Source organism: Streptomyces natalensis ATCC 27448 (assembly GCF_000935125.1).
Taxonomy (GTDB): Bacteria; Actinomycetota; Actinomycetes; order Streptomycetales; family Streptomycetaceae; genus Streptomyces; species Streptomyces natalensis.
Window position 1 is genome coordinate 386,800 of sequence record NZ_JRKI01000026.1, and the last position, 23,973, is coordinate 410,772.

General features: G+C 72.5%; 22 protein-coding genes. 10 read left to right on the plus strand and 12 right to left on the minus strand.

Annotated elements, in window-relative coordinates; genetic code table 11:
- Nucleotides 1-201 precede the first annotated feature (201 nt).
- Nucleotides 202-1,902: a murein biosynthesis integral membrane protein MurJ gene (murJ, locus tag SNA_RS17800; protein ID WP_044365747.1), complete on the minus strand. Its 1,701-nt coding sequence runs from the start codon at nt 1,900-1,902 to the stop codon at nt 202-204.
- A 22-nt stretch (nt 1,903-1,924) separates the two neighbouring features.
- Nucleotides 1,925-2,824: a non-homologous end-joining DNA ligase gene (gene ligD / locus SNA_RS17805; RefSeq protein ID WP_030070449.1), complete on the minus strand. Its 900-nt coding sequence runs from the start codon at nt 2,822-2,824 to the stop codon at nt 1,925-1,927.
- 41 nt (nt 2,825-2,865) lie between these two features.
- Between ligD and ku the strand changes: the two genes are divergently transcribed.
- Together ku and SNA_RS17815 are read left to right on the plus strand one after the other, a co-directional pair.
- Complete coding sequence (ku, locus tag SNA_RS17810; RefSeq protein ID WP_030070450.1) at nt 2,866-3,912, plus strand: non-homologous end joining protein Ku; 1,047 nt, start codon at nt 2,866-2,868, stop codon at nt 3,910-3,912.
- 53 nt (nt 3,913-3,965) lie between these two features.
- Nucleotides 3,966-4,346: an RNA-binding S4 domain-containing protein gene (locus tag SNA_RS17815; RefSeq protein WP_030070451.1), complete on the plus strand. Its 381-nt coding sequence runs from the start codon at nt 3,966-3,968 to the stop codon at nt 4,344-4,346.
- 19 nt (nt 4,347-4,365) lie between these two features.
- On the opposite strand, the gene SNA_RS17820 is transcribed toward SNA_RS17815, so the two are convergent.
- Complete coding sequence (locus SNA_RS17820) at nt 4,366-4,815, minus strand: YchJ family protein (RefSeq protein ID WP_030070452.1); 450 nt, start codon at nt 4,813-4,815, stop codon at nt 4,366-4,368.
- A 214-nt stretch (nt 4,816-5,029) separates the two neighbouring features.
- On the opposite strand from SNA_RS17820, the gene SNA_RS17825 reads away from it, so the two are divergent.
- Both SNA_RS17825 and SNA_RS17830 read left to right on the plus strand, forming a co-directional pair.
- Nucleotides 5,030-5,224, plus strand: a complete 195-nt coding sequence (locus tag SNA_RS17825; protein WP_030070453.1) for a hypothetical protein — start codon at nt 5,030-5,032, stop codon at nt 5,222-5,224.
- A 72-nt stretch (nt 5,225-5,296) separates the two neighbouring features.
- The gene (locus tag SNA_RS17830; RefSeq protein ID WP_078969964.1) at nt 5,297-6,946 is read left to right on the plus strand and encodes an NACHT domain-containing protein; all 1,650 of its coding nucleotides are present in this window, start codon (nt 5,297-5,299) and stop codon (nt 6,944-6,946) included.
- A 37-nt stretch (nt 6,947-6,983) separates the two neighbouring features.
- Here the strand turns inward: SNA_RS17830 and SNA_RS17835 are convergent, their stop codons facing one another.
- Complete coding sequence (locus SNA_RS17835; RefSeq protein ID WP_078969965.1) at nt 6,984-8,489, minus strand: SCO1417 family PLP biosynthesis transcription factor; 1,506 nt, start codon at nt 8,487-8,489, stop codon at nt 6,984-6,986.
- Between the two features lie 305 nt (nt 8,490-8,794).
- Between SNA_RS17835 and yczE the strand changes: the two genes are divergently transcribed.
- From yczE to SNA_RS17855, 4 genes are all read left to right on the plus strand, one after another.
- A complete protein-coding gene (yczE, locus tag SNA_RS17840; protein WP_198535070.1) occupies nt 8,795-9,388 on the plus strand; it encodes a membrane protein YczE in 594 nt (197 codons plus the stop codon).
- On the plus strand, nt 9,385-10,185 hold the full coding sequence (locus SNA_RS17845) for a glycerophosphodiester phosphodiesterase family protein (RefSeq protein WP_044365751.1): 801 nt from the start codon (nt 9,385-9,387) through the stop codon (nt 10,183-10,185). Before yczE ends, SNA_RS17845 begins: the two co-directional genes overlap by 4 nt.
- Before the next feature lie 215 nt (nt 10,186-10,400).
- Nucleotides 10,401-11,771 (plus strand): MFS transporter, encoded by a 1,371-nt coding sequence (locus tag SNA_RS17850; protein ID WP_044365889.1) that lies wholly within the window; start codon nt 10,401-10,403, stop codon nt 11,769-11,771.
- A 256-nt stretch (nt 11,772-12,027) separates the two neighbouring features.
- Nucleotides 12,028-12,405 (plus strand): RNA polymerase-binding protein RbpA, encoded by a 378-nt coding sequence (locus SNA_RS17855; protein WP_006601711.1) that lies wholly within the window; start codon nt 12,028-12,030, stop codon nt 12,403-12,405.
- A 122-nt stretch (nt 12,406-12,527) separates the two neighbouring features.
- Here SNA_RS17855 and fxsA read toward each other — a convergent pair whose 3' ends face one another.
- From fxsA to SNA_RS17880, 5 genes are all read right to left on the minus strand, one after another.
- Nucleotides 12,528-13,112, minus strand: coding sequence for an FxsA family membrane protein (fxsA, locus tag SNA_RS17860; protein ID WP_030070462.1), 585 nt, complete (start codon nt 13,110-13,112; stop codon nt 12,528-12,530).
- 34 nt (nt 13,113-13,146) lie between these two features.
- Nucleotides 13,147-13,905 (minus strand): polyprenol monophosphomannose synthase, encoded by a 759-nt coding sequence (locus SNA_RS17865; protein WP_030070463.1) that lies wholly within the window; start codon nt 13,903-13,905, stop codon nt 13,147-13,149.
- Nucleotides 13,902-15,575, minus strand: a complete 1,674-nt coding sequence (gene lnt / locus SNA_RS17870; protein WP_044365891.1) for an apolipoprotein N-acyltransferase — start codon at nt 15,573-15,575, stop codon at nt 13,902-13,904. The genes SNA_RS17865 and lnt overlap by 4 nt, the downstream gene beginning before the upstream one ends.
- A gap of 536 nt (nt 15,576-16,111) precedes the next feature.
- On the minus strand, nt 16,112-17,752 hold the full coding sequence (locus SNA_RS17875; RefSeq protein WP_030070466.1) for an amidohydrolase: 1,641 nt from the start codon (nt 17,750-17,752) through the stop codon (nt 16,112-16,114).
- A 60-nt stretch (nt 17,753-17,812) separates the two neighbouring features.
- Nucleotides 17,813-18,253 (minus strand): Lrp/AsnC family transcriptional regulator, encoded by a 441-nt coding sequence (locus SNA_RS17880; protein WP_030070467.1) that lies wholly within the window; start codon nt 18,251-18,253, stop codon nt 17,813-17,815.
- A 213-nt stretch (nt 18,254-18,466) separates the two neighbouring features.
- On the opposite strand from SNA_RS17880, the gene SNA_RS17885 reads away from it, so the two are divergent.
- Entirely contained in the window at nt 18,467-18,904 is a 438-nt protein-coding gene (locus SNA_RS17885) for a hypothetical protein (protein ID WP_030070468.1), read from the plus strand.
- Nucleotides 18,905-18,931: 27 nt separating this feature from the next.
- Here the strand turns inward: SNA_RS17885 and SNA_RS17890 are convergent, their stop codons facing one another.
- Nucleotides 18,932-20,065: a phosphotransferase family protein gene (locus tag SNA_RS17890; RefSeq protein WP_030070469.1), complete on the minus strand. Its 1,134-nt coding sequence runs from the start codon at nt 20,063-20,065 to the stop codon at nt 18,932-18,934.
- Nucleotides 20,062-21,195 carry an Rv3169 family protein gene (locus SNA_RS17895; RefSeq protein WP_044365757.1) on the minus strand — a complete coding sequence of 378 codons (1,134 nt, stop codon included), beginning with the start codon at nt 21,193-21,195 and terminating at the stop codon, nt 20,062-20,064. Before SNA_RS17895 ends, SNA_RS17890 begins: the two co-directional genes overlap by 4 nt.
- A 238-nt stretch (nt 21,196-21,433) precedes the next feature.
- Here SNA_RS17895 and SNA_RS17900 point away from each other — a divergent pair, with 238 nt between their 5' ends.
- On the plus strand, nt 21,434-22,588 hold the full coding sequence (locus SNA_RS17900; protein ID WP_044365759.1) for a pyridoxal-phosphate dependent enzyme: 1,155 nt from the start codon (nt 21,434-21,436) through the stop codon (nt 22,586-22,588).
- Between the two features lie 86 nt (nt 22,589-22,674).
- On the opposite strand, the gene SNA_RS17905 is transcribed toward SNA_RS17900, so the two are convergent.
- Nucleotides 22,675-23,850, minus strand: a complete 1,176-nt coding sequence (locus SNA_RS17905) for an acyl-CoA dehydrogenase family protein (protein WP_030070474.1) — start codon at nt 23,848-23,850, stop codon at nt 22,675-22,677.
- Nucleotides 23,851-23,973 lie beyond the last annotated feature (123 nt).

Consider the following 23,973-nt stretch of genomic DNA (forward strand, 5'->3'; position numbering starts at 1 on the left):
TTGAATCGGCTTCCGCGCGATGCGGAACCCGGAGGTGATCGCCCTGGTCCGGAGACGCACTGCACAGCAAGAACGCCCGTGAATGCGACACGGGCGTCCGGCACTTCGGAACCACGACAGCTGATCAGGACGCTACACCGAGTGGCGCCCATCCGCGCGCAATGGCCATCATTGCGGCGGGCCGGTCAAGTGCCGGGGACCTCACCGCAGTCCGGGCAGGCTCCGCAATTCCCCGGTCCGCAGCAGACGGGCCAGCGCCACGAAGACCAGCGCCAAGGTGCCCCCGCCCGCGGCCAGGGACAGCGCCGGGGTCCAGCCGGCCGGCACCGGAACGCCGGTGCAGGCGCGCGCCACCAGCCAGCCGAGGGCACCGGCCACGGCGGCGGACGCGGTCAGCTTGCCGTAGGTGCGGCACAGCCGGCGGCCGTCCAGGCGGCCGGAGAGCCGGCGGCGCAGCAGCAGCGCGGTGGCCAGCATGCCGATCCCGTACGCGACGGCATAGGCGGCGGCCATTCCGGTGACCGCCCAGCGGACCGGCAGGAAGGCGTGGCAGGCGGCGGCGAGCGCGATGTTGACGGCGGCCATGCCGACGGCCATCCAGAACGGCGTCCGGGTGTCCTCGAAGGCGTAGAAACCGCGCAGCAGCAGATACTGCCCGGAGAACGGGATCAGGCCGAGGCCGAAGGCCTGGAGCATGTGGCCCGTGGGGGCGACGGTCGTGGCGTCCACGGCGCCGTGGCCGTAGAGGAGTTGGGCGATCTGCGGGCCGAGGGCCAGGAAGAGGAACGCGGCCGGGACGATCAGGACGCCGGAGACGCGCAGCGCGCGGGAGAGTTCGTCGCGCAGATCGTCCGGGCGGTTGTCGGCGGCCGCGCGGCTCATCCGCGGCAGCAGGGCCGTGACCAGCGAGACGGTGACGAGGGACTGCGGCAGGTTCCAGATGTTCTGGGCCATGGAATAGGCCGTGTATCCGACACCGGCATAGGGAAGTTGCAGGTCCGCGGCGCCGGCGAAGCGGGAGACGACGGTCATCGCGGCGAGGTTGGCGAGCACCAGCAGCAGGGTCCAGCGGGCGGCGACGATGCTCTTGCGCAGGCCGTGGCCGCGCCAGTCGAACCGCGGCCGGAAGCGGAATCCGGCGGCCCGGACGAAGGGGATCAGGGCCAGGCCCTGGAGGGCGATTCCGCCGGTGGTGGCCAGGCCCAGGAGGTCGATCTGGCCGGGCGTGATCTCCTGGACGCGGTCGGGGCCGGTCAGCAGGCCCATGTAGAGGCCGAACATCGCGATCAGCACGAGGTTGTTGAGGACGGGCGTCCACATCATCGCGCCGAACTCGCTCCGGGCGTTGAGGACTTGGCCGAAAATGAAGAACAGGCCGTAGAAGAAGATCTGCGGGAGGAGGAAGCGGGCGAAGACGACGGTGAGCTCGAAGGCGGCGTGGGACGTGGGGGTGTCGGGGACGAAGAGCGCGACGATTCCGGGCGCGGCCCACACCGCGAGCGCCGTCCCGACCGCCAGCACGCTCAGCACGAGGGTGACCAGCCGCTGCTCGAAGGCCCGGCCGCCGTCGGCGTGCTCGGCCCTGGCCCGTACGAGCTGGGGCACCAGGACGGCGTTCAGGGCGCCGCCGATCAGCAGGGTGTAGATGCTCATCGGGACGGCGTTGGCGATGCCGTACGAGCTCGCGAGCAGACCGGCGCCCAGCGCGCTGGTCTGGAGTGCCGTGCGGATCAGCCCGGTCACCCGCGAGACCATCGTCCCCGCGGCCATCAGCAGTGACGCCCGCGCGAGCCCGGCCCCCTTGTCGGGTGCCGCGGATACGGCGTCCCCGTCGGCCCGCTCCCCGTCCACCTGCTGCCCATCGGACGAGGTCACGGTGCGTGTTGTTGTCCCCTCCACCATGGGAGCAATCTACTGTGCGCCCTCACCGGCGGCCGTCGCCGGGCAGCGGGCGGGCGCGTGCCCGGTCGAGGAGCGGGGCGTGCAGATCGCCGTGGCGGGCGAGGCGGGGCGCGATGTCCTCGAAGCGGAAGGCGAGTTGGGCAGGTTCGGTGCAGGCGGCGATCTCGTCCCAGGTGACCGGAGTGGAGACGGTGGGAAGCGCGCGGGCGCGCAGGGTGTAGGCGACGGCGGTGGTCTTGGCGGCCGCGTTCTGGGAGAAGTCGATGAAGACCTTGCCGGGGCGCAGGGCGCGGGTCATCTTGTGCACGACGAGGTCCGGGAGGGCCTTGGCCGCCTCGACGGCGAGGCTTTTGGCGTAGGCCGTGGCCCGCTCCGAGGGGGTCGGCTCGATGGGCACGAGCAGATGCAGGCCCTTGGCGCCGCTGGTCTTGGCGTGCACCTCCAGTCCGTCCGCGGCCAGCCGCTCGTGCAGCCACTGTGCGGCGGCGCAGCATTCCACGATGGTGGCCGGATCGCCGGGGTCGAGATCGAGGACGAGGCGGTCGGCGCACCCCGGCGCCCCGCTGGTCCATTGGGGTGCGTGCAGCTCGACGACCAGGTTCGCGGCCCACACCAGCGAGGGGAGGTCCTGCACCAGCACCTGGCGGGTGGGCCCGGAGGACGTGTGCGGCACCTCGCAGGTCCGCACCCAGGTGGGGGCGCCGGGCGGCACGTTCTTGGTGAAGAAGCGCTGGCCGTCGGGCCCGTCGGGATAGCGCAGAAAGGACAGCGGACGGTCGTGGAGGTGCGCGAGCAGCGGATCGGCGGTGACGGTGCAGTAGTGCACCACCTCGCCCTTGGTGGTGCCGGTCTGCGGATAGATGACCTTGTGCAGGTTGGTCAGCGAGAGGCGCCGCCCCTCCACGATGGTGATCGGCGACATACGATGAGAATCCCATGAATCTCCGGCAAAAGGGATGAGCTATGCGCTCCATATGGAATGGGTCCATATCGTTCGGCCTGGTCACCATCCCCGTGAAGACCTACAGCGCGACCGAGCGCACCTCGTCGGTCTCGTTCGTCCGCATTCATGAGAAGGACGGCGCGCCGGTCCGCTACCGCAAGATCTGCGAGCTGGACGGGGAAGAGGTGCCGAACGAGGAGGTCGGCAAGGGCTATCAGGCGCCGGACGACGAGACGATCGTGGAGATCACCGACGAGGATCTGGCCCGGCTGCCGATGCCGACCGCCAAGACGATGACGATCCTGGCGTTCGTCGGCGCCGACGAGATCGATCCCCTCCAGATGGACAAGGCGTACTACCTGGGGCCGAACGGCTCCGCCGCCACCACACCGTACGCGGTGCTGCGGGAGGCCCTGGAGCACCAGGGAAAGGTCGCGGTCGGCAAGGTGGCGATCCGCGGGCGGGAGTCGCTGGCGATGCTGCGGGCACACGACGGGGCGATCGTGATGCACTCGCTGCTGTGGCCCGACCAGATCCGGCCCGCCACCGGCATCGGGCCGCACGGCGACGTGAAGCTCCGCGACAACGAGCTCACGCTCGCCGAGACGCTGATGGACGCGCTGGGCGAGGTGGACCCCACCGAACTCCACGACGAGTACCGCGAGGCCGTCGAGGAACTGGTCGCCCAGAAGCTCGAGGGCGGGGCGCCGGTGGCCCCGAAGACGCCGGGCGGCCGCGGTCAGGTCGTCGATCTGATGGCCGCGCTGGAGAAGAGCGTGGCGGCGGCCAAGCGGGGCGACGGGACGGAGCAGGAGCGGGAGGCGTCGGTGACGCCGATACGGGGGCGGAGGACGGCTACGAAGAAGACGGCGGCGAAGACGGCCGCCGCGAAGAAGGCCCCCGCGAAGAGGACAGCCGCGGCCAGGACCTCGTCCGCCAAGAGCGCCGGCGCCTCCACGGCCAAGGCCGCCTCCAAGGCGACGTCCAAGGCGGCGTCCAAAGCCGCCTCCAAGACCACCGCGAAAGCCACCCCCAAGAAACGGTCGGCCAATAAGACCTCCGCCTGACCCTCCCGGCTTGATCCGGGCGCACCCCGCCCCCCTCGGCCTAGAGTCGTGTCATGGCTTCAGACGAGGGGACCACCACCCGTATCGACAGCTGGATCTGGTCGGTGCGGCTCACCAAGACGCGGTCGCAGGCCGCCGCGGCGTGTCGCGCCGGGCACGTCCGCGTCAACGGCGAGCGGGTCAAGCCGGCGCACGGCGTGCGCAGCGGCGACGAGGTGCGGCTGCGGTACGCCGGGCGGGAGCGGATCGTGGTCGTCTCGAAGCTGGTCCGCAAGCGGGTGGGCGCGCCGGTCGCCGCAGAGTGCTTCATCGACAACTCCCCGCCGCCTCCGCCGCGCGAGGAGGTCCCCGTCGCCACCCGGGAGCGGGGTGCGGGACGTCCCACCAAGCGCGACCGCCGGGAGATCGAGCAGTTGATGCTGCGCGGCAAGTAGGCGCGCGGCAGGGGGCGGGTTACGCGGACGGCAGGGCGTCCACGTAGAGCCACCGGCCGTCCTCGCGGACGAAGCGGCTGTTCTCGTACTGGCTGTCGGCCTGCCCGTGCAGGGTGTAGTGCGCGCGGAATTCCACGGTGCCCTCGTCGTGGAAGGCGCTGCCGCCGGTGGTGCCGAGGATTTCCAGGCCGGTCCACCGCTGGTCCACGTCGAATTCCAGACCGGCGGGCCGGGTGCGGGGGTGCCAGGTGCGCAGCAGGTAGCCGGCGTCGCCGACGGCGAAGGCGCTGTAGCGCGAGCGCATCAGCCGTTCCGGGGTGGGGGCGGCGGCGTGCCCCGTATGGCAGGCGCCGCAGCAGTCGCCGTAGGTGGCGTCACGTCCGCAGGGGCAGGGCGAGGCGGGGGTCACCGCGTCCGGGCGGCGGGTGGCGCGGGGCTTCTTCGGCTGGTGGGGCTTCTTCTTCGGCACCCCCCGATTGTGCCGGAGTCCGGCGTGTCGCCGGGTGGCGGGAGGCGAACGCGACACGCCAAGCACAGTTCCAGGCGACGCGCCCTGCGGACGGGGCCCGTTTGAGGGGTTTCAACGATAAATCACCCGTTCGCAGCTTTTGATGGCTTGATACTGGCTGTGAGGCTGGAAGAACTCACGGTGATCGTCCCCACCACCCAGGAGAGAACCCACCATGATCCTGTCCGTTTCCGGCGTCATCCTGCTCGGCGTCATCGTCTTCCTGTTCTTCCGCAAGGACGGCCTCAAGATTTCCCACGCGCTGGTCTGCGCGCTCTTCGGGTTCTATCTCGCAGGCTCCGCCATCGCTCCCAGCATCAGGGCGGGCGGTGCGAGTCTGGCGAGCCTCCTGGGAGGGCTGAAGATCTAGCGCGCCGCACCGCTCCGGCTCGCCGCCCACGTCGAGCCGTCACGAACGCCGCACGAGCAACAGGAGACAGATGTGGCCCGGCGACCCTTGCCCCGCATCCTGACCGACAGCGCTTCCCTCGCGCGCAGCAGAGACATCGCGCGCAGCGCCGCCGACAGCGCCTCCGACGTGTTCCATCCGCTGATCACCATCAGCCGTGGACTGCGCCGGCTGGCTTCGGCCGGCAGACAGCGCTGGGATGCGACGCCCAAGGATCGCCGTGGCCCGTTGTTCTTCTTCGTCGCCGCGGGTGTGCTGGGCGTGGCGCTGGTGCCGTACGGGCTGCTGCTCGCCGGCGTTGTGGTGATGGGGGCGGCGGCCTGGGCGGGGCGGGACAGCAGCGCCAGGGACGGCGGCCCCGGGGAGGCCGAGGCGGAGCGGTTGCAGTCGCTGTACGAGGCGTTGGTCCCGTACTTCTCGGCGGAGGGCGACCCCAGCCCGCTCTACGCCCACGGCGGCGACTGGGCGGCGGCCTTCACCGAGTACGGCTTCGACGAGAGCGGGCGGCTGGAGCGCCTCCAGCTGAAGTACCCGGCGTATTTCACCGATGGGGAGGAGGGGCCGCGGGCCCGTATCGAGCAGGTGCTGCACGCCAAGTCCGGACGCGGCCGGGAGTACCACTTCGCCTGGGACGAGGCGGCCAACCAGCTGGTGCTGAGCGTCCTGGACCCGCTGCCCGCGGACATCGCGGCGCAGCGCTTCGTCACCGCGCCCGGCGAGACGGTCCTCGGGTTCACCGACCCCGAATCCGTCGCCCGGACCCTCCCGGTGGTGCACGGCGACGAGGACGAGGAAGGCGATGCGCCGCCGGTGCTCTGGCGCACCGGCCAGCGGTCCACCGAGCCGCATCTGCTGGTGCTGGGGCAGCCGGGGACGGGCGGTACGACGCTGCTGCGGTCGATCGCGCTCCAGGCGCTGGACGACGGCGAGGTGCTGGTCATCGACGGCAGCGGGACGGGTGAGTTCGCATGTCTGGCGGGGCGCCGCGGTGTGCTGGGGGTGGAGAGCGGGCTCGCGGGGGCGATGGCGACGCTGGAGTGGGCGGCGCACGAGACGGAGCGGCGGCTGATCTCGGCCAACCGGGCGCGGCAGGCGGGCCGTTCGGCGCCGGAGGACACCCGGCGGCCGCTGTGGATCATCGCGGACCGGCCCACCGCGCTGGCCCATCTCGCGGCGGCCGAGGGCCGCGACGATCCGCAGCGGCTGCTCCAGGTGCCGCTGCGGCACGGCGCGGCGGCCAATGTCACGGTGGCGGTGGCCGAGCCGTTCGCCTGCGCCGAGCTGCTCAGTGACGTCATCCGGACGCACACCCGGGCACGGGTGGTGCTCGGTCCGGCGACGGCGGAGGAGGTGCGGTCGGTGCTCGGGGCGCCGCCGCACACCACGCCGGTCGCGGAGATGCCGCCCGGCCGTGGCTATGCCCGGCTGGGCGGCGGTCCGGTGGTGCGGTTGCAGGTACCGGCCACGCCCGACCCGCTGGACGAGGAGGCCGACGAGGCGGACCGGGGGGCCGTGATGGCGCTGCTGCCGGAACGGAGCGTGCCGATGGCCGCGGCGATGTCCTTCACCAAGTCCGCGCCCGCCGCGCAGGAGACCGCCCCGCGCGTTGCGCGGGCGACGGGCGTCGAGGACGGCGGGTCCGTGCCGGTCAACGGGTCGCCGGCCGCGCCCGTCGAGGGCTGAGGTCCCGGCGCCGTACCCCGACCGTACGGACGTACCGTCAGGCGACGAACGCGTGCCGCGCCGCGGGCTCGACCGGGGCTCCGGTCGCCACCAGCCGCGCGGCGCCCGCCAGGCGGACGGCGGCCTCCTCGGCAACAGCGCCGTTGACCGTGAACGGCAGCCGGACAAAGCCCTCGAAGGCCCCGTCGACGCCGAACCGCGGGCCGGACGGGACGCGGACCCCCAGCCGCTCCCCCGCCTCGGCGATCCGCGAGCCGGAAAGGCCGCCGGTACGGGCCCAGAGGGTCAGGCCGCCGTGCGGGACGCTGAACTCCCAGTCGGGCAGATGCCGCTGGAGCGCCGCGACGATCGCCTCGCGGTTCTCCCGGGCCTGCTGCCGGCGGATCTCGACGGCCGCCTCCCAGCCCTCGCCCTCCAGGAGCGAGGCGATGGCGAGCTGTTCGAGGACGGGCGAGCCGAGGTCGGAGTAGGCGCGGGCGGCGACCAGGCTGCGGATGATGTCGGGGGCGGCGCGCACCCAGCCGATCCGCATACCGGCCCAGAACGCCTTGCTGGCCGAGCCGACGGTGATCACCGCGCTGCCCCCGGGGTCGAAGGCGCACACCGGGCGCGGCGGTGCGGGGTCCTCGTCCAGGTGGAGCTCGGCCATGGTCTCGTCGACGACGAGGAGGGTGCCGGCCGAGCGCGCCGCGTCGACCATGCGGCGGCGCTGGTCGTCGGTGGCGAGGGTGCCGGTGGGGTTGTGGTAGTCGGCGACGACGTAGGCCATCCGCGGTGCCGCGTCCCGCATGACCTGTCGCCAGGCGGGGATGTCCCAGCCGGCCAGCCGCTCCCGCAGGGCGACGGGGACGAGGCGGGCGCCGGCGTCGCGCATCAGCTGGAGGATGTTGGCGTAGGAGGGCGAGTCGACGGCGACCCGTTCGCCGGGGCTCGTACACAGGCGGCAGATCGCGGCGACGGCGCCCATCGCGCCGGTGGTGACCATGATCTGCTCGGGCATGGTGGGGATGCCGCTTGCGGTGTAGCGGTCGGCGAGGGCCTGGCGCAGGACGGGCAGGCCGGCCGGGTAGTCGCCGTGGGTGTGGGCGTAGAGCGGGAGGTCGGCCATGGCGCCCTGGACGGCGCGGGTCAGCCAGGGCTCGGGGGCCGGGAGGGCGGCGCAGCCGAGGTCGATCATGGAGCCGGCGGCCTCCGGGGGCAGCGGTTCCAGGCCGCGGGTGGGCAGCGGGTTGCCGGCCGGGACGGCGGTCCAACTGCCCGATCCGCGGCGGGACTCCAGGAATCCCTCGGCGCGCAGCGCCTCGTAGGCGGCGGCGACGGTGGTCCGGCTGACCCCGAACGCGGCGGCCAGCTCCCGTTCGGCGGGCAGGCGGGCGGCGACCGGCACCCGCCCCTCAAGGACGAGCAGGCGGACACCGTCGGCGAGGCTGCGGTAGGCGGGCAACCGTCGCCCAACGGCGGTCAGTTCCGCATCCCGCGGGTCCTGTGACCGGAGCAGCCGGGCGAGTTGGGGTGCGCCCACTGCGGAAGTCCACTGAGCCATGGAAATCAGTCCACCTTCGCCGGATTGGCTCTTCTTCTTGGTTTCCTACCGGCCACATCGTGTCATGCATCAGTCCAATCCTGCCAGGAGGGGGAAGCGTCATGTCCGTCACCGGAGATCCGGGGACCGAGGAGTCCGTGGCCGAGGGGGCCGGGACCGAGAGGGCCGAGTGCGAGAGGGCCGGGGCCGGGGGATCCGGGGCCGGGGAGCCGGGCGCCGAGGGGGCCGGCCCCGGCACGCCCACGGCGCTGCTGCCGCGCCGGCTGATCCAGCTCTACGCGGGGCTGACGCTGTACGGCGTGAGCATGGGCCTGATGCTGCGCGCGGACTTCGGCCTGGAGCCCTGGAGCGTGCTCAACCAGGGCATCGCCCGGCACACGGGGCTGACCATCGGCACCGTCACCATCGTCGCCGGCGCGCTGATCCTGCTGCTGTGGATCCCGCTGCGGCAGCGTCCGGGCCTGGGCACCGTGTCGAACGTGGTGATCCTCGGGCTGGTGATGGACGGGACGCTGGCGCTCGTTCCCGAGCTGCACGCCCTGGCCCCCCGGATCGCGCTGCTGGCCTTCGCCGTGGTCCTCAACGGCGCCGCGACCGGTCTGTACATCTCCGCCCGCTTCGGCCCCGGGCCGCGCGACGGCCTGATGACCGGCCTGCATCTGCGTACCGGCCGCCCGGTGCGGCTGGTGCGGACCTGCATCGAGGTGACGGTCCTGGCGGCGGGCTTCGCCCTCGGCGGCTCGATCGGGGCCGGCACGGTGGTCTACGCCCTGGCCATCGGTCCGATGGCGCAGTTCTTTCTGCGGTGCTTCGCGATCAAGGGCCTGCCCGAGCGGCCGTCCCCGGTGGTGGCCCGCGGCGGGGCCGCTTCACCTGGGCGCGCAATACTGCCGGAGTGACCACAGCGATACGCCCCCGCCACGCCTATCTCGACCATCCCGCCCCGCTCGCCTTCGCCCACCGGGGCGGGGCGGCGGACGGCCTGGAGAACACCGCCGCGGCCTTCCGGCACGCGGTGGACCTCGGCTACCGCTATCTGGAGACCGACGTGCACGCCACGTCGGACGGCAAGCTCGTCGCCTTCCACGATCCGACGCTGGACCGCGTCACCGACTCGCGCGGCGCGATCGGTGCGCTCCCCTGGCGGGCGGTCGCCCGCGCCCGGGTCGGCGGCCGGGAGCCGCTGCCGCTGTTCGAGGAGCTGCTGGAGGAATTCCCCGAGGCCCGCTGGAACGTGGACCTCAAGGCGGAGGCCGCCCTGGCTCCCCTGCTGGACCTGCTGCGCCGTGCGAACGCCTGGGACCGGGTGTGCGTCGGCTCCTTCTCCGAGGCCCGGGTCGCCCGCGCCCAGCGACTGGCCGGTCCCCGGCTGGCGACCTCACTGGGCACCCGCGGCGTCGCCGGCCTGCGGCTGCGCTCGTACGGGCGCGGAGCGGTGCCGCTGGACCGGCTGCTGGGCGCGGCGGTCCGGCGCAACGCGGTCTGCGTCCAGGTCCCCGTACGGCACGCCGGCATCCCCGTCGTCGACCCGCTGTTCCTGCGCGCCGCGCAGGCACTCGGCATGCAGGTCCATGTCTGGACGGTCAACGACGCGCAACGGATGGCGGAGCTGTTGGACCTCGGGGTGGACGGCATCATGACCGACGACGTCGAGACGCTGCGGGCGGTGCTGACCGAGCGGGGGTGCTGGGCGTAGCGCAACAGCGACGGGAACGTCACCTCCCCCAAGACTCTCCCAATTGATCTTGCAGGGGGTTGTCTTCGCAGCCCGCACCGATGCAGGGTCGAGCAGCACATAATCGATCACATCGACACACTGCGCACGGTACCGACCGAGCGGGACTTCCAGGTCCGACCGCCCGCCGCCGGTCCGCTGCCGGCAACGGGGACGACACGACGGGGGTGGGCGCGGTGCAGGCACAGGCCGTGATCGGGGGCGACGATGCGCAGACGGGGGCCAGACGCCGGGAGCAGCGCGGCTGGTACTGGTACGACTGGGCGAACAGCGTCTATTCCGCGAGCGTCCTGACGGTCTTCCTCGGGCCGTATCTGACCGCGGTGGCGAAGGCCGCGGCGGATGCGCACGGCTTCGTCCACCCCCTGGGCATCCCCGTGCGGGCCGGTTCCTTCTTCGCGTACTCGGTCTCCGCGTCGCTGCTGGTGTCGGTGCTGGCGATGCCGGTCGCCGGGGCGCTGGTCGACCGGACCGGCCGCAAGAAACCGCTGCTGGGCGCCTGTGCGTATACGGGTGCCACGGCGACGACCGGGATGTTCTTCCTGCGCGGCGACCGCTATCTGCTCGGCGGGGCGCTGCTGATCGTCGCGAATGTGTGCTTCGTCGTCTCGATGATGCTCTACAACTCCTTTCTGCCGCAGATAGCCGAGCCCGACGAGCGCGATGCGGTCTCCTCCCGGGGCTGGGCGTTCGGCTACGCGGCCAGCGCGCTGGTCCTCATCGCCGACCTGGCGCTCTACGCCGGGCACGACTCCTTCGGCGTCTCCGCGGGCACCGCCGTGCGCATCTGCCTGGCGACGGCGGGGCTGTGGTGGGGCGGCTTCGCGCTGATCCCGCTGCGCCGGCTGCGCGACCGGCGGGCGGCCCGCAGCGCCCCGGCCCACGAGCCCGGCGGCGCGGCGCTCGGCCAGGGCTGGCGCCAACTGCGCGGCACCCTGCGCGAGATGCGGCGTCATCCGCTCACCCTGGCCTTCCTCCTCGCCTATCTCGTCTACAACGACGGCGTGCAGACGGTGATCAGCCAGGCGTCCGTCTACGGCTCCGAGGAGCTCCGGCTGGACCAGACGACGCTGATCGTCGCGGTGCTGCTGGTGCAGATCCTGGCCGCGGCGGGCGCGGTGGGGATGGGGCGGCTGGCGCGGCGGTACGGCGCCCAGCGCACCATCCTGGGCTCCCTGGCGGCCTGGACCCTGACGCTGGCGGCCGGATTCTTCCTGCCGGCGAAGGCGCCCGTCTGGTTCTTTGCGCTGGCGTCGGCGATCGGTCTGGTCCTGGGCGGCAGCCAGGCGCTCTCCCGTTCGCTGTTCTCGCATCTGATCCCGTGCGGCAAGGAGGCGGAATACTTCTCCGCGTACGAGATGAGCGACCGCGGGGTGAGCTGGCTGGGGCCGCTGGTGTTCGGTGTGGCCTATCAGCTGACCGGCAGCTACCGGGATGCGATCGTGTCCCTGGTGGCGTTCTTCGCGGTCGGATTTGTGCTGCTGGCGAGGGTGCCCGTACGGCAGGCGATAGCGGCGGCGGGCAACCGCATCCCGGACCGGATTTAGGTTCGGAGGGTGCGGGCCGGTAGTGTACGCCTTTGGCTCACCAGGCGGACCGTTACTGCGCGCTCATTTCGGGAAAGCGTTGGGTGACATCTGCTGCCAGATGTGACAAACCGGGCGCTGGTGGGTACAACAAGGGGCGGCACGACGGGCGACGCAGATTACGTGAACGGGAATCTTCACCGCCGACCGGACGTTGACCGGATGACGACGACAGCGACACCTGTCCTGTGGGCGACAAGCCCGGGAGGCACGATTCATGAGTGAGCGAGCTCTCCGCGGTACGCGACTCGTGGTGACCAGCTACGAGACCGACCGCGGCATCGACCTGGCCCCGCGCCAGGCGGTGGAGTACGCATGCCAGAACGGTCATCGATTTGAGATGCCGTTCTCGGTTGAGGCCGAGATTCCGCCGGAGTGGGAGTGCAAGGTGTGTGGTGCACCCTCGCTTCTGGTGGATGGCGACGGTCCCGAGGAGAAGAAGGGCAAGCCCGCGCGTACGCACTGGGACATGCTCATGGAGCGGCGCACCCGCGAGGAGCTGGAGGAAGTGCTGGCCGAGCGGCTGGCGGTCCTGCGCTCCGGCACCATGAACATTGCCGTGCATCCGCGCGACACCAACCGCAAGTCCGCCTGACACCTGCCGGACGGACCTGCGCGAGAGATCGCAGCACGAGGGCCGGGGCCACTGCATTGCGCAGTGGCCCCGGCCCTTGCTCGTATGCGCTCCCCCGTATGCGCTTCGCGTAGGCCGCTGCCCTAGCGGGTCAGCGGCGGGTCCTGGCGGGGCGGGGACGGGGGTTCGTCGTCGCGGATGACCTCGCCCTGGACGACCTTGCCGTCGGGGTGGTGGATGCGGGCCTGCCGGAAGGCGTCGCCGAAGGATCCCGGGGCGGTGCCCGCCCGACCGCTCAGCAGCTTCTCGGCCCGGCGCTGGATCAGCTTCCCCGTGGGCGGGAAGAGGCACAGCAGCCCCGCCACGTCGGACAGCAGCCCCGGCACCATCAGCAGCAGGCCGCCGAGCATCCGCAGCGTGTTGTTGCCCTTGCCGTCGGCCGGGGGCCGGGGACTCGCGGGCTGCTCCGTGGGGCCGGCGGCTTGCAGGGTCTCGGTGAGGTTGCGCCAGGCCCGGCGACCCGCCCGTTTGATCACCAGCGAACCGGCCACCACCCCGGCGGCCAGCAGCACGAAGACGGTCAGCCCGTTCGTGGCGTCACCGACGGCGATCAGCAGCCAGACCTCCAGCACCACCCAGGCGGCGATGCCCAGCGGAACGAACCGACGGGCACGCGAGCGCTGCTGAGGGGGGCGGGGGCCAGGGGACGGCATGGCTGCGAACGTCATGCCTCAAGTGTGCCTGGCCCGGCCCCCCACACCGTCAGCGGCCGCGGATCTTGCGCACCCTGGTATCGAAACCCCAGGCGGTGATCCGCCACAGCGCCTCGACCATGATGTCGCGGCTCATCTTGCTGTCCCCGTGTTCCCGGTCGACGAAGGTGATCGGGACCTCGACGACGTGGAATCCGGCCCGCACCGCGCGCCGGGCCAGATCGACCTGGAAGCAGTAGCCCGCCGAGGCCACCTCGGACAGCCCGAGCCCGTTGAGCGTCTCCACCCGGAAGGCCCGGAAGCCGCCGGTGACATCGCGGATCGGTACGTCCAGGAGGACCCGGGAATACGCGCTCGCACCCCGCGAGAGGAACTCGCGGCGCTTGGGCCAGTTCACCACCCGGCCACCGGGCACCCACCGCGAACCGAGCACGAGATCGGCGCCCTTGAGCGCGGTCAGCAGGCGCGGCAGCTCCTCGGGCCGGTGCGAACCGTCGGCGTCCATTTCGACCAGGACGCCGTAGCCGTTGTCCATGCCCCACTGGAAGCCCGCGAGGTAGGCGGCGCCGAGCCCTTCCTTGCCCTTGCGGTGCAGGACGTGCACCTGCTCGTCCCCGGCGGCGAGCTCGTCGGCGAGCTTGCCGGTGCCGTCCGGGGAGTTGTCGTCCGCGACCAGGACATGCGCCTCGGGGACGGCGGACCGCACCCGCGAGACGATCGGCTTGATGTTCTCCGCCTCGTTGTAGGTCGGGATGATCACCAATGTGGTGCCGAGCGGACCGTACTGCCGCTGACCGCCGTCTGTCACTGCTGTCCCTTCTCGGCCTTCGAACGCCCGCGCCGACCCACGACAACCGCGGCGGCGCAGGACAGAAGGCCCACGATAGCGAGCGCCCACTCAGGTGCCGCACCGACGAGGTCGGCGAGCGTCGTTTCGTCGCGCAGCGGGATCCGCGCGGAGACCACGCCCTGGGTGAACTCGGGGATTTGATGGGTGATGGTGCCGTCCGGGGCGACGACCGCGCTGATGCCGCTGGTGGCGGCGGTCACCACGGCCCGGCCGTGTTCCACGGCGCGCAGCTTGGACATGGCCAGCTGCTGCTCGGGCTGGCCGGTGCGCCCGTAGGTGGCGTTGTTGGTCTGGACGACCAGGGCGCGGGCGCCCGCGCCGACCGTGTCGTGGACGATCTGGTCGTAGGCGACCTCGAAGCAGATGACGTCACCGAGCCGGGCGGGGCCGACCTTCAGGAGGCCGGTGTGGTCGCCGGGGGCGAAGTCGCGGGGCACCCGCTGGAAGCGCGTAATGATCTTGCTGAGCTGCTCCCGGAAGGGGACGTACTCGCCGAACGGCACCGGGTGCTGCTTGGTGTACGAGGCGCCCGGCCCCGTCCTCGGGTCCCAGACGATGCCCTCGTTGAAGACATAGCCCTTCTTGCTGGGGTGGTCGACCAGGGCGCCGACGAGAACGGGCACCCCGATCGACTTGACCGCATGGTCGATGCGGTCGTACGCCTGCGGGTACTTGAAGGGGTCGAGGTCGGAGGAGTTCTCCGGCCAGATGACCAGATCCGGCTTGCGGGCCTTGCCCGCCCTGATGTCGGCGGCGAGCTTCTCGGTGGCCGTGGCGTGGTTGCCGAGGATCTTCATGGGGCGGCCCAGGAAGTCCATACCGGGCTGCTGGACATTGCCCTGGACGACCGCGATGTCGACGCTGTCGTCGGCCTTGGTCGGGACGGGTACGGCCGCACCCACGACGGTCACGGCGGCGGCCAGCCCGAAGCATTCCAACGCCGTCACCGCCTTGCGCGATGCGCCGCCCCCGCGCAGGCCCCACAGCGCCACGGCACAGGTGGCCAGCAGCGTGCCGGCCAGCGCGACGGCGAAGGTCACCAGCGGTGCGCCGCCGAGCGCGGCGAGCGGGGTGAACGGCGAGCCGGTGTTGGCGAACGCCAGCCGCCCCCACGGGAAACCACCGAACGGCAGCCGGTCGCGGGCCCATTCCTCGGCGACCCACAGGCAGGCGGCCCACAGCGGCCGGCCCGGAAGCCGGGAGGTACCGGCGAGCGCCGCGCCCAGCAGCGCCAGGAACAGCGCCTCGGCGATCGACAGCCCGATCACCGCGTCCCAGCCGACCACATGCAGCCACTTGAGCAGCAGGACGAAGAACGGCAGCCCGAGGGCGAAGCCGCTCCAGGCGCCCTGCCGTACGGTGCGGCCGCGGGTGAGCAGCGCGAAGGCGGCCACGCCCACCAGGGACAGCGGCCACAGGTCGTACGGCGGGAAGGCGAGGCCCAGAAGGGCGCCGGAGGCGGCCGCGAGGGCGGTGCGGGGCGCCTCGCGGCGGGCGAGCGCGGCGAGGCGGCGGAGCCGTCCGGGGCGGTGCGGCGCGTCGGTCACGCCCTTGCCGGCGGACGGCACCGAGTCGTCGGCCGAGGCGCCGCTCACGGCGTCTTCGGCGGTGTCAGAGACCGATGGCACGGTCACGGCCTTCCTTGCAGGTCGGGCTGGTGGGGGCACCTCCCCGCTCCTGAGGAACTCGGGGGGAGTGAGCTGACCGTACATCGGAAAGGCGCGATCTCGGGCGCCAGGTGCGTAAATGAGCACAGAGGTGCGGATAGGGGCCCGGTGCCCTTCGGGCCGACCTGGGACCCGCTGGCTGCGGGTCGACCGAAAGCCGTTGTCTACTGAGCGTCCGGGCCCCACCCGGGTCGCACCCCGCCGACCGGCCGAGGCGATCCGGCGCGCCGTGCCGCGGACGCTGGACCTGGCTCCCAGTGGCGGTGCGCCGAGGGGGCGCTCCGCCCCATGGCCCAGCTGCGTTCGACGACTGCGCGGAGGTCTCCCGATCGGACGTCCTGTGGTGGACTCGGCCGAACCTACCGGCCGCCGACCGCCTGCTGTCAACAGGTGGTCTGTCTGCGTCGTTTTCGCGTCGCCCCAGGTCACCGCCGAGCGGGCCCAGCAGGGGCAAGCAGCCGCAAGCACGCGGTTCGGCGTCAGCTGCCCGCCCGATGTCACTCGATCGGCCGCGCGAAGACGGTACGCCCGCCGACGACCGTACGCAGGCAGACCGGGAGGTCGCCGCCGGGGGTCAGATCGGGCAGGCCGGGGGTGCCGGAGCGGGGGTCGGTGGACCAGCGCTCCACCCGCTCGTCGGGGGCCTGGACGAGCAGTTCACCGGTGTGCCAGACCGCGTAGTCGGCGGGTGCGCCGGGCACCAGGACGCCCGCGTCGTCCCGGCCGATGGCCCGCCAGCCGCCGCGGGTGTGGGCGGTGAAGGCGGCGCGGGCGGAGATGCCGTGGGCGCGGGTGCGGTGGAAGACGGCGGCGCGCAGGGTGCCCCAGGGGTCGAGCGGGGTGACCGGGCTGTCGGAGCCGAGGGCGAGCGGGACCCCGGCCCGCAGCAGGGCGGCGTACGGGTTCAGGGTGCGGGCGCGGTCGGCGCCGAGCCGGGCCGCGTACATGCCGTCCGGGCCGCCCCAGGCCGCGTCGAAGGCGGGCTGGACGGAGGCGGTCAGGGCCAGCTCGGCGAAGCCGGCGAGGGTGGCGTCGGTGAGCATTTCGGCGTGTTCGATGCGGTGGCGGGCGGCGCGGATGCGGTCGAGGCCGATGCGGTCGGCGGCGGTCCGTACGCCGTCGACGACGGTGGTCAGCGCGGCGTCGCCGATGGCGTGGAATCCGGCCTGGAGTCCGGCCTCGGTGCAGGCGGCGACATGGGCGGCGACGGCCGCGGTGTCCAGGTGCGCGCTGCCGGTGTGGTCGGCGTCGGCGTACGGGGCGTGCAGATGGGCGGTGTGCGAGCCGAGGGAGCCGTCGGCGAAGAGGTCGCCGGCCGCGCCGATGGCGCCGAGCTCACGGATCCGCTCCGCGTCCTTTGCGGATGCGATCTGTTCGGCCCAGTAACCGACGACCCGCGGGCCGTTGCCCACCGCTGCCAGGGCCAGCAGGCCGGTGAAGTCGTCCTCGCCGGAGATCTCCGGGCCCGCGCACTCGTGGATGCTGCCGATCCCGAGGGAGGCGGCACGGGCGAGCGCCGCGGCCTGGGCGTCGGCGCGCTGGGCGGGCGTGACGGTGGCGTGGGCGGCCTGCCGTACGGCGTGGTGGGCGTCGCCCGTCAGCGGGGCGTCGGCGTGGAATCCGGACCGTTCGCGGATCCCGGGGACCAGGTCCAGCAGCGCGGTGGTCACCACGGCGGAGTGCACATCGACCCGGGTGAGATAGAGGGGACGGCCACCGGCGGCCTCGTCCAGTTCCGTGCGGGACGGCGGGCGTCCCTCGGGCCAGGCGCTGGCGTCCCAGCCGTGCCCCAGCAGGACCCGGTCCGCCGGACGCGCGGCGGCATACGCGCGGACCCGGGCCAGCGCGTCGGACAGCGTGTCCGTCCCGGCCAGGTCGAGCCCGGTCAGCGCGAGGCCGGTGGCAGTGGTGTGCACATGTGCGTCCGTAAAGGCGGGAGTGACCAGTGCGCCGTCCAGCCGTACCACCTCGTCCACGCCGTCGGCGAAGGAATCGGCCGCGCCCTCCTCCCCCACCCAGGCGATGCGGTCGCCCTCGACCACCATGGCGGTGGCGAAGGGGTCGGCGGGGCTGTGCACCTCGCCGCCGCGCAGCAGGACGGTACGGGCTCGGGCCGGGTCGGGGATGCGCTCGCTCATACCGGACAGTTTGGCCCCTGCGCGCGGCGGCGCCGCCCGCGGGGGTGAGATACCGCCAGGTCAGATGCGCGGCGGCCGGGCCTCGTACGGTGTGGAGAGCACGACCGTCGTACGGGTCGAGACGCCGGCGAGGGAGCGGATCCGGGTGAGCAGATGCTCCAGCTCCAGCGGGGCGGCGACGCGGACCTTGAGGATGTAGTTCTCATCGCCCGCGACGCTGTGGCAGGCCTCCAGCTCGGGGACCTCCGCCAGCCGGTCGGCGATATCGTCCGGGGCACTGGGGTCGAAGGGTTTGACCGAGATGAAGGCGGTGAGCGGCAGGCCCACGGCTTCCGGGTCCACGAGGGCGGCATAGCCCCGGATGACACCGCGCTGCTCTAGCCGGCGCACCCGCTGGTGCACGGCCGAGGTGGACAGGCCGGTGGCCTTGCCCAGGTCGGTGTAGCTCATCCGCCCGTCCTTGACGAGCAGATCCACGATTTGTCGGTCCAACTCCTCCACCCGCCCAACCTACTGCCCCGGGCCGCGAATGCGCAGCGCACGCCGGATCGTGGACAGCCCTGCGCCGGCTCATGTGAGGAATGCCACACCCGTGAACCCGTGTCCGTCGGGTGCCGGTGATTATGCATGCGGCATGAAGGGAATTGCTGCTGGTGGCCTGGACCGCCCGTCAAGGAAGTCAGCGGTCCGTACGGCCTGGCCCACCCAAGGGGGATGGACATCATGCGACGCGTCAAGCAGGAATCCGCGGCGCCGAACGGCGGCGCCCAGGAGGGCGACAGTCTCGGTTTCTCCGGCGGCGAGGCCGCGGACGGCTCGGACGACATCTTCGAGACCTTTGACATCTACCGCGTGACCTGCCCGGACTGCGGGCAGCCGATCGCGCTTCTCGCGGACGAGGACACGCTTCCGGAGCACGCACTGTGCCCCTCGCCGTGGAACCCGTTCGGTCTGACGGTGTGCCAGGGCTCCGGCCGGCCGGCCGCCGAGGCGCCGGAGACCGAGGACTCGATGGACGCGCAGGAGCAGGACGCCGCCGTGCTGCTGACGCTCCCGGAGGGTCTGGACTGGCGCCGTCAGCCGTTCTCGCACATCGGCGGCCCCGGTACGCGGCCGGTACGGGTCCCGCAGATGCGGGACCAGGCGGCCTGAGCCGAGCTCATCACCGGTAGCGGCCGCTCACCAATACCGGCCGGCGATCATCGCTTCCAAGGTGTCCCGGTGCAGGATCAGCGCATCGGCGTCGTCCGGCACCGGCACCTCTCCGAAATGCACCTGGCGATATGCCACCCGCAGCATCACGATGGCCTGCCGCAGGGCGGCGTAAAGGGTGTGGAATTCCATATCGCGGGGTGTGTGCCCGGTGAGCCGGGTATAGCGCCCCTCGATACGGTCGCGGCGCAGAAAATCGGGCAGCCCGCGCTGCCCGCCGCTTTCGGTGAGGTCCTGGAAAAAGCGATGGAGATAGATCATCCAGCCCAGGTCGAGTTCGCGCGGTCCGAGGGCGGCCATTTCCCAGTCCAGTACGGCGGCCGGCCGGAAGGCATCGTCGTAGACGATATTTCCGATCCGGGCGTCGCCCCAGGTCAGGACGGTTTCCCCCGGGTCGGCGGGCCAGAGGTCGGCGAGCCGGGAGAATCCCCGCTCGATAACCGGTGACGGCGGGAGTCCGTCCACCACCCAGGCGTAATAACGGCGTTGGGACTCGATGTGACGGTGCAGTGCCGTCCCGGTTCCGTCCACGGCGAGGAACTCGGCTTCCTTCACCGGTACTTGGTCGTGCAGCTGGGCCAGCACCGAAACGCTGTCCGCTTCCAGCCGCTCTCTTTCCTCGTCGGTGGCGGCGTAAAGCCAATTCCCCTCGTACGTATAGGGCATGACGTCCGGTGGGACGCGCCCGGCGGCGCGCTCCATGACGAAGAAGGGCGCGCCGAGGAATTGCGGGTCCTCTTCCAGCCAGAGGGTGCGGGGGACGGGGAGGCCGGTGCGGTCGGCGACCAGGCGCATGGTGCGGTACTGCCGGGCCATGTCGTAGCGCGGAAAGATCGTGTACGCGGCGGGGTCGGCGGCGAGGCGCAGCGCGCAGGACATGGGGGTCCCTCCCTGCGCGAGCGACGCCGAGAGCCCGGGGGACGGCGGGTTGGCGCCGTCGATGTCGAAGAGCAGGGTCTCGCTGGACATGCCGTTGGAGGCGGGCACGGTGGCGTTGACGGCGCGGGCGCCGGGGAGCCGGGTGTCGAGCCAGGCGGTGAGGCGGCGGGTGAGGTCTTCGGGGTCGCGGGTGGTGGTGCGGGGGCGGGGAGCGGTGGTCACCGGCCGTCCTCTCCTGCGACATCTGCATACCCGGTGAACCCGCTCGGATCGTGGCGGCCGAAGCTGCCGTGCTCGAAGATCCCGTAGCCGGTCCGGCCCTCGAAGGTGAAGCGGGCGGCGTGGTCGGTGACGCCGTAGGCGGCAAGGGGGTGCGCCGCCGGATCGGACAGGTCGTAGGTACGGCGGTCGGTCCAGCCGCGGCCGCGCCAGGTGCCGTGCTGCCAGTCGTCGGCGGGAGGGTAGCCGGCGCCGACGGCCAGAGGGGAGGAGGTGAGGATCTCGGCGGTGAGTTCCAGGGGTTTGCGGGCCGGGTCGGTGAGGTGGAGGACGGCGCGTTCGGGGTGGCGGGTGCCGGGGCGGTAGGTGATGTCGGTGTGCGGCCAGCCGAGTTGGACGTCCCGTTCGCCCTCGCGCACCAACAGGGCCTCGTTCAGGGTGCGGTGGCCGTCGGCGTCCTCCTGGACGATGACCATGAGGAACCGGTCGTCGAAGCGGACCGGGCACCATACCCAGTGGAAACCCTCCGGCCGCGCCTCCTCCCCCGCCCGTCCCGCCTCCTCGCCGGGGATCGGGCGGACGCCCCAGCTGCGGTCGCGGGTGCCGGTCCACTCCCCCGCCGTCACGGCCAGTTCCTCCCCCGCGATCCGGATGCGCCCGGTGCAGATGCCCGCCTGGACGAACCGCCGGCCCTCCAGCGTCAGCCGGTCGCCGCGGTACTGGGTGTGGTGCGGCTCCCAGGTGGCGGGGTGGGCCGCGGTCCAGGTCAGGTCGTAGGAGAGGCCGTCGGGATCGCCGGGATCCGCGGCGCAGGTCAGCCGGATCCGGGCGAGCGGCTCCTCGACGGTGACGGTGAGCGGGCCGACGGTGAGCGCGAGCCGGTCATCGGTGAGCGCGTCGGAGGCCCGTACGGCATGCAGCCGGTCGCCGACGCGAAGGGTGGCATAGGCGTCGATGACCCCGGTGTTGGGGTAGACGCCGAGTCCGGCGATGAGCAGGGCGCGGCCGGAGTGGTCCATGACGTGGAAGATGCACCGGTCATAGGCGTTGCGGTCGCCGGTGACGACATGCCGCATGGACAACGGCGCCTGGTGGATCGGGTACTCGTCGAGCGCGATCGGGCGGTCGGGCACGGTCTCCTCCTGGGGGCGCGGCCGAACGGCGGGAGTTGACGGTACGTCAGGTTTCGACGGGCGGCCAGACCTCCGGGGAGGCCGGGGCGTACGGTAGGGGACGTAACCCCGGTTCGGCTGTTACATTCGGCGCATGGACATGGAGTCGGCACGGAGTCGGCACCACGTCGGCACGGAGCCGATCCGGCGTCGGCACGGATTCGACCCGGCGTCGGCACGAAAGAGACCTGGAGCCACGGTGACCCCACCACCCCTGCGCTGCCTGCGCTGTGACCGTCCGACCGGGAGCTTCGACGGCTGCCGGAGCTGCGCCGCCGAGGGGATCGGCGTCAATGCGATGCCGCCGCTCGCGGATCTGAACGGCGTCGACCTCACCCGGTATCCCGGCGGACCGTGGGGGCTGCCGACGGCGCTGCCGATGGCGGGGGCACCGGTCACGCTGGGCGAGGGCAACACCCCGAACATCCGGCTGCGGACGGACCCGGATTCCGGCCAACAGGCCGATTCCGCCGGTGAGTTGTGGCTGAAGTACGAGGGCGGCAACCCCACCGGGTCGCACAAGGACCGGGCGATGGCCGTCGGCGTGGCGGCGGCGGTGGCGGCCGGTGCGGACACCGTCGTCGCGGCGTCCTCCGGCAACGCGGGCGCGGCGGCCGCGGCGTATGCGGCGCGGGCCGGGCTGCGCTGTGTGGTGTTCACCAACGAGACGGTGCCGGCCGGGCTGCGGGCGCAGATCGATGCGCTGGGTGCCGAGCGCGTGGTGCACCCGGGCAGCGCGCTGGAGCGGAACGAGGCGATGGGGCGGGCCGTCGCGGAGCGCGGCTGGTACCCGTTGACCAGCTTCTCCGTGCCCTCCCCCGGCGGGAACCCGTACGCCAACGAGGGCTACAAATCGGTGGCGTACGAGCTGGCGCGGGATTTCGCGGGGCGGCGGATCGACGCGGTGGTGGTGCCCACCAGCCGGGCGGATCTGCTGGGCGGCATCGGCCGCGGCTTCCGCGAGCTGACGGCCGCGGGGCTGCTCGCGTCCGCGCCCCGGCTGGTGGCGGCCGAACCGGCGGCCGCGGCACCGTTCACCGCGGCGCTGCGCCACCCGGACCGGGCGGAGCAGGAGCGCACGCGGGTCGCGAGCGGGCCCACGGTGGCGTTCTCCCTAGGGGAGGAACGGCCCTGCTGGCAGGGGCTCGATGCGCTGTGGCGCAGCGGGGGCACGGCCGTGGCACTGGACGACGAGGCGATCCTGGCGGAGCACCGGCGGCTGGCGGCCGAGGGGCTGGTCCTGGAGCCGTCGTCGGCCGTGGCCTCCGCCGTGGCGTGGGATCTCGTCCGCCGGCCCGGTGTGCTGGTGGTCGCGATGGGCACGGCGACGGGCCTGAAGGGGCTGGTGGGCTGAGGGCGGGCCGGGACGAGGCCCCGGCCCGCCACGCTCAGCGCGACTCCGGCCCGCCCTGGATCAGCGCACTCCGGCCCGCCCCCGGCTCAGTGCGACTCCGGCCCCGCCAGATGCCGGGCGATCACCATCCGCTGGATCTGGTTCGTCCCCTCGACGATCTGGAGGACCTTGGCCTCGCGCATATACCGCTCGGCCGGGAAGTCCGCGGTGTAGCCGTAGCCTCCGAGGAGCTGTACGGCGTCGGTGGTCACCCGCATCGCGGTGTCCGTGCAGAAGAGCTTGGCCATCGCCGCCTCCTTGGAGAACGGCTGCCCGGCGTCGCGCAGCCGGGCGGCGGTGAGGTAGAGGGCGCGGCCGGCCTCGATCTGGGTGGCCATGTCGGCGAGCATGAAGCGCAGCCCCTGGAAGTCGGCGATCGGGCGGCCGAACTGCCGGCGTTCGGCGACGTAGCCGAGCGCCTCGTCCAGTGCGGCCTGGGCGACGCCGATGGCGCAGGCGGCGATGCCGAGGCGGCCGGAGTCGAGGGCGGACAGGGCGATGGCGAAGCCCTGGCCCTCGTCGCCGATACGACGGGAGTCGGGGATGCGGACGCCGTCGAAGTGCAGCTGGGCGGTCGGGGAACCCTTCATGCCCATCTTGCGCTCGGGCACCGCAGCGGTCAGGCCCTCGGCGTCGCCGGGGACGAGGAAGGCCGTGATGCCGCGGGCACCGGGGCCACCGGTGCGGGCGAGGACGGTGTAGAAATCGGCCACCCCGCCGTGGGTGATCCACGCCTTGGTGCCGTCGATGATCCAGCCCCCACCGCCGTCGCGGGTGGCGCGCGTGGTCAGCGAGGCGGCGTCGGAGCCGGAGGACGGCTCGGAGAGGCAGTACGCGCCGAGCAGCCCGCCGCCGAGCATGGCCGGCAGATGGTCGGCGCGCTGCTGCTTGCTGCCGTATCCGGCCAGCGCATGACAGGCCAGGGTGTGCACGCTGACGCCCAGGCCGACGGTGAGCCGGGCGGCCGCGAGTTCTTCGAGGACCTGGAGGTAGACCTCGTAGGGCTGGTCGCCGCCGCCGAACTCCTCGGCGTACGGGAGGGAGAGCAGGCCGGATTCCGAGAGGAGGGTGAAGGTCTCGCGGGGGAAGCGGCCGGCGTCCTCCTCCTCGGCGGCGGTCGGCCTGATCTCCCGCTCGATGAGTTCGCGTACGAGCGTCATCAGGTCGCGGGCTTCCTCGGTGGGCAGCCTGCGGTCCACCGGCCGGGGGCCGTACTCGGTCATGGCGGCGCTCTCCTCCCTGTCGGGCGCTGCGGCAGCGCACGCGGGGGTGAGGCGGCGCCGCCGGATTTCCGGGTGCCCAGCCGATGATCGCCTTCCGGGTCTCGGAAGACGATGACCTGCGAC